The following is an 11,080-nucleotide window of genomic DNA, read 5'->3' on the forward strand; positions in this document are numbered from 1 at the left end:
GGCGTGCGGCGAATCAGGCCGCCACGGCCACGCCCACCTTCGCTCCCGCCGCGACGATTTCCCCCCACGTCGCGTCGTCCACCCAGATCCCGTCCTTGCGCCGTGCCGCGCGCGCCTTGCGCTCCGGCTCGCCGGCCAGTTGCACTCCGTCGAAGCCCTGCCCCGGCGGGCTGCGTCGCAGCCACTCGACAAACTCGCGCGCTTCTTCGTCGAAGGACTTCTGCGTGCCCAGCTTCTCTGGGTCGATCAGCACCGTGAGCATGCCGTTGAGCACGGTGCGCGCCGTGTCCGCCTGCCGGTGCCAGGTGCCGCCGCCCGTGAGCGCGCCGCCCAGCAGTTCGCAGGCCACGGCCATGCCGTAGCCCTTGTGCTCACCGAAGGTCATGAGCGCGCCGAACAGGCCGTTGCCCTGCGGCACCACGACCACGCCGGGGTCGTTGGTGGGCGCGCCGTTCTCGTCGATCAGGTAGCCGTCGGGCACGCGCTCGCCCTTGTTGTGGGCCACGCGCATCTTGCCCTGCGCCACCCGGCTGGTGGCGTAGTCGAGCACGAAGGGCTCGGCGCCCGCCAGCGGCACGCCGATGCAGCACGGGTTGGTGCCGAAGCGCCCGTCGCCGCCGCCCCAGGGCGCGACCACCGGGCGCGACAGCACGTTGACAAAGTGCATCGACACCAGCCCCTGCGCCGTCGCCATTTCCGCGAAGTGCCCGATGCGCCCCAGGTGGTGTGCCTGCGAGAGCGTGAAGATGCAGCTGCCGTGCTGCTTGGCCCGCGCGATGCCCAGCTCCATTGCCTGCACGCCCACGACCTGCCCGTAGCCGTGCTGGCCGTCCAGGCCCATCAGCGTGCCGATGTCGAGATTGATCTTCACGGCCGTGTTCGGCTTCAGGCCGCCCTCGGCCACTGCGTCGATGTAGCGCGGCAGCATGCCCACGCCGTGCGAGTCGTGGCCGCTCAGGTTGGCGAGCACGAGGTTCGCGGCCACCTGCTGCGCCTCCGCGGGCGCGCTGCCCGCCGCCTGCAGGATGCTGGCGACGGTGGCCTGCAGGTGGTCGGCCGGCAATGTTCTGGACATGGATCAGATTCCTTTCGCGTTCAGCGTGATGGCATAGAGGGAGGTGGTGGCGCAGACGAACAGCCGGTTGCGCTTGGGGCCGCCGAAGCACACGTTGGCCACGCGCTCGGGCACGAGGATCTTGCCCAGCAGCGTGCCGTCGGGGTCGTAGGCGTGCACGCCGTCGGCGGCGCTGGTCCAGATGCGGCCTTCGGTGTCGAGCCTAAAACCGTCGAACAGGCCGTTGGTGCATTCGGCGAACACCTCGCCGCCGCTCAGGCTGCGGCCGTCGGCGCCCACCCTGAAGCGGCGGATGTGGCGCGGCCCGTCCGCCGCATGGCTCGCGCCGGTGTCGGCGATGTACAGCAGCGATTCGTCTGGCGAGAACGCCAGCCCGTTGGGCTTCACGAAGTCGTCGGCCATGCGCCGCACTTCGCCGCTGGCGGGGTCGATGCGGTAGACGTGGCAGGCGCCGATCTCGCTGTCGGCCTTCAGCCCTTCGTAGTCGGAGAGGATGCCGTAGCTCGGGTCGGTGAACCACACGCCCCCGTCCGAATGCACCACCACGTCGTTGGGTGAATTGAGGCGCTTGCCCTGCCAGTGAGACGCCAGCACGGTGATGGAGCCGTCGTGCTCGGTGCGCGTCACGCGCCGCGTGAGGTGCTCGCAGCTCACGAGCCGGCCTTTGCGGTCGACCGTGTGGCCGTTGGTGTTGTTGGCCGGCTCGCGGAACACGCCGACCGTGCCGTTGACCTCGTCGTAGCGCAGCATGCGGTTGTTCGGAATGTCCGACCACACCAGCGTGCGGTGCGCGGCGAACCACGCGGGGCCTTCGCACCAGCGCGCGCCGGTCCACAGGCGCTGCAGGCGCTCGGGGCCGGGAATGCGCGGCTTGAAGCGCGGGTCCAGGTGCTCGAAGCCGGTGCCCTCGAGAAAGCCGAAGGGAAGGGTGGCCATGCTGCTCCTTGTGCTCGTGGGGGCCTACATCACCGCACCGACCTGCCACGGAACAAACTCGTTCTGCCCGTAGCCGTGCTGCTCGCTCTTGGAGTGCGCGCCCGATGCGGTGGCCAGTACCAGCTCGAAGATGCGCTGGCCCATCTCCTGGATGGACGCGGTGCCGTCGACGATCTCGCCGCAGTTGATGTCCATGTCTTCTTCCTGCCGCTGCCACAGCGCCGAGTTGGTGGCCAGCTTGAGCGAGGGCGAGGGCGCGCAGCCATAGGCCGAGCCGCGCCCCGTGGTGAAGCAGATGAGGTTGGCGCCGCCGGCCACCTGGCCCGTGGCGCTCACCGGGTCGTAGCCCGGCGTGTCCATGTAGACGAAGCCGTGCGCGGTGACGGGCTCCGCGTATTCGTACACCGCCTCGAGGTTGCTGGTGCCGCCCTTGGCGACGGCGCCCAGCGACTTCTCGAGGATGGTGGTGAGCCCGCCCGCCTTGTTGCCGGGCGAGGGGTTGTTGTTCATCTCGCCCTGGTTGATCTCGGTGTAGTGCTCCCACCACTTGATGCGGTCCACCAGCTTCTGGCCGACCTCGCGCTTCACCGCGCGGCGCGTGAGCAGGTGCTCCGCGCCGTACACCTCGGGCGTCTCGCTCAGGATGGCCGTGCCGCCATGCGCCACCAGCAGGTCGACCGCCGCGCCCAGCGCCGGGTTGGCGCTGATGCCCGAATAGCCGTCGGAGCCGCCGCACTGCAGCCCGATGGTGATGTGCGCCGCGCTGCAGGGCTCGCGCTTCACCGCGTTGGCGCGCGGCAGCATCTCCTCGATGAGCGCCACGCCTTTCTCGACCGTCTTGCGCGTGCCGCCCGTGTCCTGGATGTTGAAGGTGCGGAAGTTCTCGCCCTCGGCCAGGTGGCCGGTCGCGAGCCAGGCGTTGATCTGGTTGGCCTCGCAGCCGAGGCCGACCACCAGCACGCCCGCGAAGTTCGGGTGCGTGGCATAGCCCGTGAGCGTGCGCTCCAGTATCTGCATGCCCATGCCCTGCGTGTCCATGCCGCAGCCGGTGCCGTGCGTGAGCGCGACCACGCCGTCCACGTTCGGGAACGCGGCCAGCGCCTGCGGATTGGTCTTGCGCGAGAAGTGGTCGGCAATGGCGCGCGCGGCCGTGGCCGAGCAGTTCACGCTGGTCAGCACGCCGATGTAGTTGCGCGTGGCCACGCGGCCGTCGGCGCGCTTGATGCCCATGAAGGTGGCCTCGCGCTTCGCGGTGGCGGGCTTCACGTCGGCACCGAAGGCGTAGTCGCGTTCGAAGTCGCCCTTGTCCGGGCCCATGTCCAGATTCTGCGTGTGCACATGCTCGCCCGCGCCGATGGGGCGGCTCGCGAAGCCGATGATCTGGTTGTAGCGGCGCACCGGTTCGCCCTGCGCGATGTCGCGCATCGCGATCTTGTGGCCCGGCGGAATCAGGCCGCGCACGGCCACGTTCTCGACCGTGGTGCCGCCGAGCAGTTGGGAGCGCGCGATGACGACGTCGTCGGCGGGGTGGAGTCGGATGTAGGGAGTCATGGTGGGGTGTCTGCCGGCGCTTGTTTGTTGTCAGGAGGCCTTCGCGCGGCGCCAGCTCGCGCTGAATCTCTGGTGGAACTTGTCCATGTGCTGGTGCATCGCGTCGCGCGCGGCTGCCGCGTCGCGCGCCGCGATGGCATCGACGATGGCCTCGTGCTCGCCGATGGCGGCCTGCCACGATTCCATGGTCTCGAAGTAATCGATCATGCGCGCGAAGATCGGCCCGTGCCGCGATTCCCAGAAGCCTTGCACCGTCTCGGTCAGCACCACGTTGTCGCAGGCGTTGACGATGGCCAGGTGGAAGGCGCGGTCGCCTTCGTGCGGCACCTCGTTGCGCGCGGCCGTCTCGCGCATCATGCGGATCGCGCGGCGCATGGCGTCCACGTCCTTGCGCTTGCCGTGCTGCGCGGCGGTGGCGGCGGTCTCGCCCTCGACCATGCGGCGCGCGCGGATGATCTCTAGCGGCCCCCACTCGGTGCCGGCCGTGGGGGCGCCGGTGCGGTGCGAGCGGTCCAGCACGTACACGCCCGAGCCGGTTCTTATCTCGACCCAGCCTTCCACCTCCAGCGCGATCAGCGCCTCGCGCACCGATGGGCGGCTCACGCCCAGCTGCTTGGCGAGGTCGCGTTCGGCGGGAATGCGCGCGCCGACGTCGAACTCGCCCTCGGCGATCAGGCCGCGGAGCTGGTCTGCAATCTGGCGGTAGAGGCGCTGGGGTTCGAGGGTCTGGAGGGGCACGAGGTCGGCGATGTGGGTTAAGGGTTGTCCTGAATTGGCCAAGTGGTAAGGCCAATTCAGAATACGATACACCGCCCGGGCCATCATCGGGCCTAACCCGAAGACACGAGGAGCCATCGGCATCACGACATGAACCAGCTCGATTTCTCGGGCCGCCATGCGGTCGTCACCGGCGGCGCCACGGGCCTGGGCTTCGGCATCGCGCAGCGGCTGCTGGCCTCGGGCGGCAGCGTCACGCTGTGGGACCGCGACGAAGAGGCGGTGCAAAGGGCGGCCGAGTCGCTCGGCGGCAAGGCCTTCGCGCTGAAGGTCGACGTGTCTCAGCAGCCGTCGGTCGCCAAGGCCGTGGCGGCCACGCTGGCGCAGGTGCCGCACATCGATGCGCTGGTCAACAGCGCCGGCATCACCGGGCCCAACGCCAAGCTGTGGGACTACCCGGTGGACGACTGGCGACAGGTGATGGACGTCAACATCACCGGCGTGTTCCTGTGCTGCCGCGAGGTGGTCGCGCAGATGCGCAAGCAGGGCGACCGGGGCTACGGCCGCATCGTCAACATCGCCTCGGTGGCCGGCAAGGACGGCAACCCCAACGCCAGCGCCTACAGCGCGAGCAAGGCGGCCGTCATCGGCCTGACCAAGTCGCTCGGCAAGGAGCTGGCCGACACCGGCATCCGCGTGAACTGCGTGACGCCCGCGGCGGTGAAGACGGCCATCTTCGAGCAGATGACGCCCGAGCACATCGCCTTCATGCTCTCGAAGATTCCCATGGGCCGCTTCGGCACGGTGGAAGAGGTGGCCGCGATGGTCGGCTGGCTCTGCACCGAAGATTGCTCGTTCTCCACCGGCGCGGTCTTCGACCTCTCCGGTGGCCGCTCCACGTACTGATCAATTCAATGCACTGAAAGGAAAGCATGAAACTCGTCCGCTATGGCAACCCCGGCAAGGAAAAGCCCGGCCTCATCGACAGCGACGGCAAGCTGCGCGACCTGAGCGCCGTCGTCAAGGACATCGGCCCCGAGCAACTGGGCGATGCCGCCATTGCCAGGCTGCGCAAGCAGAAGGTCGACAAGCTGCCGCTGGTCAAGGGCAAGCCGCGCTTCGGCGCACCGGTGGCCAACGTCGGCAAGTTCATCGCCATCGGCCTGAACTATGCGGACCACGCGGCCGAATCCGGCCTGCCGGTGCCCAAGGAGCCCGTGGTGTTCACCAAGGCCAACAGCTGCATCCAGGGCCCGAACGACCCGGTGATGCTGCCCAAGGGCTCGGTCAAGTCCGACTGGGAAGTCGAGCTCGGCGTGGTCATCGGCACGCGCGCGCGCTACGTGTCGCAGAAGAGCGCGCTCGACTACGTGGCCGGCTACTGCACCATCAACGACATCAGCGAACGCGAATACCAGATCGAGCGCGGCGGCACCTGGGACAAGGGCAAGGGCTGCGACACCTTCGGCCCCATCGGCCCCTGGCTGGTGACGCGCGACGAAATCGAGAACCCCCAGAAGCTCTCGATGTGGCTCGACCTGAACGGCCAGCGCGTGCAGACCGGCAGCACCAGGACCATGATCTTCAGCGTGGCCAAGATCGTGAGCTACGTGAGCCAGTTCATGACGCTGATGCCCGGCGACGTCATCACCACCGGCACGCCGCCCGGCGTGGGCATGGGCATGAAGCCGCCGCTGTTCCTGAAGAAGGGCGACGTGATGACGCTGGGCATCGAAGGCCTGGGCGAGCAGCGCCAGGAAGTGGTCCCGTTCAAGCTTTGAGCGTTCAGCGCAGCACGCGGACCAGTTCGTCGTAGACCAGCCGCACGCGCGCCGGCACCGGTGCGCGCTGCGGGCGGTACACGTAGACAGGCCACGGCTCCGGCGCGTCGGCTTCCAGCACCGGCACCAGCGCGCCCGATTTCAGCCAGGGCTCCGCCAGCGAGCCGATCAGCTGCGCGAAGCCCAGGCCGGCGAGCACTGCCGCGCCCTCGGCATCGAAGTCGTCGGTGACGAAGGCGGGCGATGTCACCGCCAGTTGCCGGCCCTTGCTGAAGAGCATCGGCCAAGGCCTGCCCGACATGCGGTCGATCAGCGCGGTGAGCGGCAGGCCCGCGAGCGCGTCTATCTTCTTCGGCACGCCGGTGCGTGCGATGAGCGATGGCGCGGCCACCACGTGCAGCGCCATCTTGCCCACCGGCCGCGCCACGAAGCGCGCGTCGCGCAACGGCCCGACGCGCACGCCGATGTCGATCTGCTGGTCGACCACGTCGGCATGCTCTTCCGACACGCGCAGGTCCAGCACCAGGCCGGGGTGCGCGGCGAGCATCGGCGCCAGCGCCTGCGGAATCAGCCGCCGGCCGAAGATGCCCGGCGCCGTGACCCGCACCGTGCCCTCGTGCTGAGAGAGCGCGCGCCGGTCGGTGCGGTGGAACAGCTCGTCCACGCCGCCCACCGCCACCCGCGCACGCTCGGCGAGCTGCCGGCCGAAGTCGGTGAGCTGCACGCCGCGCGTGCTGCGGTGGAAGAGGGGCTCGCCGAGCTGGTCTTCGAGTTCGCGAACGGCGCGCGTCACCACCTGCGGCGACACCGACAGGCGCACGGCCGCGTCGCGGAAGTTGGCGGCGTCGGCGGCGGCGCAGAAAACGCGCAGGGCTTCGAGGCGGTTGGACATGGGAGCTGGAGTGTTCCTTTTTCAAGAATTTTGAAGTCGCCAGAGTTTCATTTACGGGAACAGGCGGATTTTCCACACTGAGGACATCTCTTCAACACCCCAGCAAAGGAAAGCAGCCATGACATCCGTTCAAGACAACATCAAGGGCAAGGTCGCCATCGTCACCGGCGCGAGCAGCGGGCTCGGCGAATCGACCGCGCGCCACCTGGCCGCGCGCGGCGCCAAGGTGGTGCTCGCCGCCCGCCGCACCGACCGGCTCGAGAAGGTCGTCGCCGAAATCCGCGAAGCCGGCGGCGAGGCCATCGCGGTGGCCACCGACGTGGCCAGGCGCGCCGACCTCGACAGGCTCGCCGCCGCGACGGTGGAGGCCTTCGGCCGCATCGACGTGCTGGTGAACAACGCGGGTGTGATGCCGCTGTCGCCCATGGAGAAGCTCAAGGTCGACGAGTGGGACCGCACCATCGACGTCAACATCAAGGGCGTGCTGTACGGCATTGCCGCCGTGCTGCCGCGCATGCAGGCGCAGGGCAGCGGGCATATCGTCAACATCGCGTCGATCGCGGGGCTCAAGGTGTTCACGCCCATCGGCACCGTCTACAGCGCAACCAAGCATGCGGTGCGCGCCATCTCGGAAGGGCTGCGCGTGGAAATGGGCAACAGCGGCGTGCGCGTGACCGTCGTGTCGCCCGGCGCGGTGGACTCGGAGCTGAAGTTCGGCAGCAGCGACGCCGAGAGCGCCGCCGGCGTGAAGGCGTTCTACGACGCCAACCAGATCCCGGCGGATTCGGTGGCGCGCGCGGTCGTCTATGCGGTGGAGCAGCCTGCGAACGTGGACATCAATGAAGTGGTGCTGCGGCCGGTGTCGCAGGAGTTCTGAAAGGCGGTATGCGGGGAGGGCCCGATTGCGGCCCTCTCGCGCATCAATTAACCTTCTCTCGCTGAAGGTCTTTGGCGGACCAAAGTGCGAAGTCCCTGCAAAATAGAACGACCGTTCGTTTTATTCGGGAATTCCACGATGTCCGCTTCAGCCGCCCCCGCCAAGCCCGCCCGTGCTGCCCAGAAGGGCCAGCAGACCAAGGCCGTCATCGTCGACGCAGCGCTGGCGCTGGCCGCGCAGATCGGCCTGGAGGGCCTGTCGATCGGCGCGGTGGCTGAAATCACCAAGATGAGCAAGTCGGGCGTCTTCGCCCACTTCGGCTCGCGCGAGGAACTGCAGATCTCGGTGGTGCGCGAATACCACGCGCGCTTCGAGCAGGAAGTGTTCTTCCCCGCGCTGCAGGCGCCGCGCGGCCTGCCCCGCCTGCGCGCCATGTTCGCCAACTGGATGAAGCGCACCTCGACCGAGATCGACTCGGGCTGCATCTACATCAGCGGCGCTTCCGAATTCGACGACCGCCCGGGCCCGGTGCGCGACGCGCTGGTCGAGTCGGTCAGCATCTGGCAGGCGGCCGTGCTGCGCGCCATCGTGCAGTCGCAGAGCGAAGGCCATCTGCGCGCCGACGCCGACGAGCGCCAGCTGGCGTTCGAGATCCACGGCCTGATCCTCGCGCTGCACTACGAAGCCCGCTTCCTGCAGGTGCCCGGCTCCATCGGCCGCGCCAATGTCGGTTTCGACAACATCCTCGCGCGCGCCGCCACGCCCGACGCGCCCAAGCCCGATGCGGCCGCCGCGCCGGCGGGCCGCCGCCTCAAGACCGTGCGCTGACCCGGGCGCGCGGCTCGTTCCCTTTTCGTTTTCCCTTTTCTTTTTTCTATCTAGCTTCGACCAGGAGAGTCCCGGATGCCTACCTACAACCCGCCCGTGCGTGACATGCAGTTCGTGCTGCACGAAGTGCTCAACGTCGCCGAGGAGCTCAAGGCGCTTCCGGCCCACGCCGAGACCGATGCCGCCACCATCAACGCGGTGATCGAAGAGGCCGGCAAGTTCGCCGCCGAAGTGACCTTCCCGCTCAACATCAGCGGCGACGAAGAGGGCTGCACGCTCGACAAGGCCACGCACGAAGTCAAGACGCCCAAGGGCTTCAAGGACGCCTACGCCAAGTACGTCGAAGGCGGCTGGCCCGCGCTGTCGTGCGACCCGGCGTTCGGCGGCCAGGGCCTGCCGTTCGTGGTGAACCAGTGCCTGTTCGAGATGCTCAACAGCGCCAACCAGGCCTGGACCATGTACCCCGGCCTTTCGCACGGCGCGTACGAGGCGCTGGTCGCGCACGGCACCGAAGAGCAGAAGAAGACCTACCTGCCCAAGCTCACGAGCGGCGAGTGGACCGGCACCATGTGCCTGACCGAACCCCATTGCGGCACCGACCTCGGCCTGCTGCGCACCAAGGCCGAACCGCAGGCCGACGGCACCTACCGCATCACCGGCAGCAAGATCTTCATCTCGGCCGGCGAGCACGACATGACGGACAACATCATCCACCTGGTGCTGGCCCGCCTCCCCGACGCGCCCAAGGGCAGCAAGGGCATCAGCCTGTTCGTGGTGCCGAAGTTCAAGGTCAAGGCCGACGGCTCGCTCGGCGAGCGCAACCCGATCTTCTGCGCCGGCCTGGAGCACAAGATGGGCATCCACGGCAACGCCACCGCGCAGATCGTGATCGAAGGCGCCACCGGCACGCTGGTGGGCGAGCCCAACAAGGGCCTGGCCGCGATGTTCGTGATGATGAACGCGGCCCGCCTGGGCGTGGGCAACCAGTCGCTCGGCCTGACCGAGGTGGCCTACCAGAACGCACTGGCCTACGCCAAGGACCGCCTCCAGATGCGCTCGCTGTCGGGCGTGAAGGCCAAGGACAAGGAAGCCGACCCCATCATCGTGCACCCCGACGTGCGCAAGATGCTGCTCACGGCCAAGGCTTACGCCGAAGGCGGCCGCGCGCTGCAGATCTTCTGCACGCTGCTGCTCGACAAGGAGCACAACCATCCCGACGAGAAGGTGCGCAAGGACTCTGGCGAGCTGGTCGCGCTGCTTACGCCCATCGTCAAGGCCTTCATCACCGACAACGGCCACATCTCGACCAACGCCTGCATGCAGGTGTTCGGCGGCCACGGCTTCATCAAGGAATGGGGCATGGAGCAGTTCGTGCGGGACAACCGCATCAACATGATCTACGAAGGCACCAACACCATCCAGGCGCTGGACCTGCTGGGCCGCAAGGTGCTGGGCAACAACGGCGCTTCGCTCAAGAAGTTCGGCAAGCTCGTGGCCAGGCTGGTGGAAGAAGAAGGCGTGAACGAGAAGATGGCCGAGTTCATCAACCCGATCGCGGGCCTGGGCGACCAGCTCACCAAGTTCACCACCGAGATCGGCTTCAAGGGCTTCCAGAACCCCGACGAAGTGGGCGCCGCCGCGGTGGACTACCTGCGCGTGGCCGGCCATTTCGTGTTCGGCTACCTGTTCGCCCGCATGGCACAGGTTGCGCTGCGCGAGATCGCGGCCGGCAACACCGACCCGTTCTACGTCGCCAAGCTGCAGACCGCGCGCTTCTACTTCGCCAAGCTGTTCCCCGAGACCGCGACGCTGATGCGCACCGCGCGTGCCGGCAGCAAGGTGCTGATGGACACCGACGCGGCACTGGCCTGAGCGGTAGTACCGTCTCGTCTTTCCTCAACTTCCAGGACTCGCCGATCATGAAGACAACACTCGCAGCCCTCCTGTTCGCCGCCACCGCCGCTTCGGCCATGGCCCAGAGCACGCCGGTGGGGCTGTGGCGCAACGTGGACGACAAGACGGGCGAGGTCAAGGCGGAGATCAGCATCGCCGAGACCGGCGGCGGCCTGTCGGGGCGCATCGAGAAAGCGCTGGGCAAGGACGCCAAGCCCGGCGCCGTCTGCAGCGAATGCAGCGACGACCGTAAGGACAAGCCCATGGTCGGCCTCGACATCATCCGCGGCGGCAAGAAGGCCGAGGGCAAGGACGTCTGGGAAGGCGGAAAGATCCTCGACCCCGAGAACGGCAAGGAGTACCGCGCGAGCTTCACGCCCATCGAAGGCGGCAAGAAGCTCCAAGTACGCGGATATCTCGGCCCCTTCTGGCGCACCCAAACCTGGAACCGTGTTCCTTGACCCACCCCCGTAGCTGCTCACTTCGTGTAGCAGCCTCCCCCTCAAGGGGGCAACACCAGCGGCCCGGCA

The 11,080-nt window shown here is 68.0% G+C and carries 11 protein-coding genes; 6 read left to right on the forward strand and 5 right to left on the reverse strand.

Features of this window, described 5'->3' with window-relative positions; genetic code table 11:
- Nucleotides 1-13: 13 nt before the first annotated feature.
- The 4 genes from QRN67_RS21575 to QRN67_RS21590 are packed head-to-tail and all read right to left on the reverse strand — an operon-like array spanning nt 14 to nt 4,300.
- Nucleotides 14-1,075, reverse strand: coding sequence for a malate/lactate/ureidoglycolate dehydrogenase (locus QRN67_RS21575; RefSeq protein WP_285413510.1), 1,062 nt, complete (start codon nt 1,073-1,075; stop codon nt 14-16).
- 3 nt (nt 1,076-1,078) lie between these two features.
- On the reverse strand, nt 1,079-2,011 hold the full coding sequence (locus QRN67_RS21580) for an SMP-30/gluconolactonase/LRE family protein (protein ID WP_285413512.1): 933 nt from the start codon (nt 2,009-2,011) through the stop codon (nt 1,079-1,081).
- A gap of 24 nt (nt 2,012-2,035) precedes the next feature.
- Nucleotides 2,036-3,562 carry a UxaA family hydrolase gene (locus tag QRN67_RS21585; RefSeq protein ID WP_285413514.1) on the reverse strand — a complete coding sequence of 509 codons (1,527 nt, stop codon included), beginning with the start codon at nt 3,560-3,562 and terminating at the stop codon, nt 2,036-2,038.
- A gap of 30 nt (nt 3,563-3,592) precedes the next feature.
- Entirely contained in the window at nt 3,593-4,300 is a 708-nt protein-coding gene (locus tag QRN67_RS21590; protein ID WP_081268364.1) for a FadR/GntR family transcriptional regulator, read from the reverse strand.
- 129 nt (nt 4,301-4,429) lie between these two features.
- Here QRN67_RS21590 and QRN67_RS21595 point away from each other — a divergent pair, with 129 nt between their 5' ends.
- Together QRN67_RS21595 and QRN67_RS21600 are read left to right on the forward strand one after the other, a co-directional pair.
- Nucleotides 4,430-5,185, forward strand: a complete 756-nt coding sequence (locus QRN67_RS21595) for an SDR family NAD(P)-dependent oxidoreductase (protein ID WP_285413516.1) — start codon at nt 4,430-4,432, stop codon at nt 5,183-5,185.
- A 26-nt stretch (nt 5,186-5,211) separates the two neighbouring features.
- Nucleotides 5,212-6,060, forward strand: coding sequence for a fumarylacetoacetate hydrolase family protein (locus tag QRN67_RS21600; RefSeq protein WP_081268366.1), 849 nt, complete (start codon nt 5,212-5,214; stop codon nt 6,058-6,060).
- A 4-nt stretch (nt 6,061-6,064) separates the two neighbouring features.
- Here QRN67_RS21600 and QRN67_RS21605 read toward each other — a convergent pair whose 3' ends face one another.
- Nucleotides 6,065-6,952 (reverse strand): LysR family transcriptional regulator, encoded by an 888-nt coding sequence (locus QRN67_RS21605; protein ID WP_285413517.1) that lies wholly within the window; start codon nt 6,950-6,952, stop codon nt 6,065-6,067.
- Between the two features lie 118 nt (nt 6,953-7,070).
- Between QRN67_RS21605 and QRN67_RS21610 the strand changes: the two genes are divergently transcribed.
- From QRN67_RS21610 to QRN67_RS21625, 4 genes are all read left to right on the forward strand, one after another.
- Nucleotides 7,071-7,829 carry an SDR family oxidoreductase gene (locus tag QRN67_RS21610; protein WP_285413518.1) on the forward strand — a complete coding sequence of 253 codons (759 nt, stop codon included), beginning with the start codon at nt 7,071-7,073 and terminating at the stop codon, nt 7,827-7,829.
- A 138-nt stretch (nt 7,830-7,967) separates the two neighbouring features.
- Nucleotides 7,968-8,657, forward strand: coding sequence for a TetR/AcrR family transcriptional regulator (locus QRN67_RS21615; protein ID WP_081268369.1), 690 nt, complete (start codon nt 7,968-7,970; stop codon nt 8,655-8,657).
- Between the two features lie 75 nt (nt 8,658-8,732).
- Nucleotides 8,733-10,529, forward strand: coding sequence for an acyl-CoA dehydrogenase C-terminal domain-containing protein (locus QRN67_RS21620; protein WP_285413519.1), 1,797 nt, complete (start codon nt 8,733-8,735; stop codon nt 10,527-10,529).
- A gap of 47 nt (nt 10,530-10,576) precedes the next feature.
- Nucleotides 10,577-11,011, forward strand: a complete 435-nt coding sequence (locus tag QRN67_RS21625) for a DUF2147 domain-containing protein (RefSeq protein WP_285413520.1) — start codon at nt 10,577-10,579, stop codon at nt 11,009-11,011.
- The last annotated feature ends 69 nt before the right edge of the window (nt 11,012-11,080 follow it).

Origin of the sequence: Variovorax sp. efr-133-TYG-130, from assembly GCF_030208835.1 — a bacterium.
GTDB lineage: Bacteria > Pseudomonadota > Gammaproteobacteria > Burkholderiales > Burkholderiaceae_C > Variovorax.

Excerpts from the sequence above, each read along its gene's own strand:
- QRN67_RS21615 (WP_081268369.1), top strand. The coding sequence starts at position 7,968 with ATGTCCGCTTCAGCCGCCCCCGCCAAGCCCGCCCGTGCTGCCCAGAAG.
- QRN67_RS21605 (WP_285413517.1), bottom strand. The coding sequence starts at position 6,952 with ATGTCCAACCGCCTCGAAGCCCTGCGCGTTTTCTGCGCCGCCGCCGAC.
- QRN67_RS21585 (WP_285413514.1), bottom strand. The coding sequence starts at position 3,562 with ATGACTCCCTACATCCGACTCCACCCCGCCGACGACGTCGTCATCGCG.
- QRN67_RS21625 (WP_285413520.1), top strand. The coding sequence starts at position 10,577 with ATGAAGACAACACTCGCAGCCCTCCTGTTCGCCGCCACCGCCGCTTCG.
- QRN67_RS21575 (WP_285413510.1), bottom strand. The coding sequence starts at position 1,075 with ATGTCCAGAACATTGCCGGCCGACCACCTGCAGGCCACCGTCGCCAGC.
- QRN67_RS21595 (WP_285413516.1), top strand. The coding sequence starts at position 4,430 with ATGAACCAGCTCGATTTCTCGGGCCGCCATGCGGTCGTCACCGGCGGC.
- QRN67_RS21600 (WP_081268366.1), top strand. The coding sequence starts at position 5,212 with ATGAAACTCGTCCGCTATGGCAACCCCGGCAAGGAAAAGCCCGGCCTC.
- QRN67_RS21610 (WP_285413518.1), top strand. The coding sequence starts at position 7,071 with ATGACATCCGTTCAAGACAACATCAAGGGCAAGGTCGCCATCGTCACC.
- QRN67_RS21580 (WP_285413512.1), bottom strand. The coding sequence starts at position 2,011 with ATGGCCACCCTTCCCTTCGGCTTTCTCGAGGGCACCGGCTTCGAGCAC.
- QRN67_RS21620 (WP_285413519.1), top strand. The coding sequence starts at position 8,733 with ATGCCTACCTACAACCCGCCCGTGCGTGACATGCAGTTCGTGCTGCAC.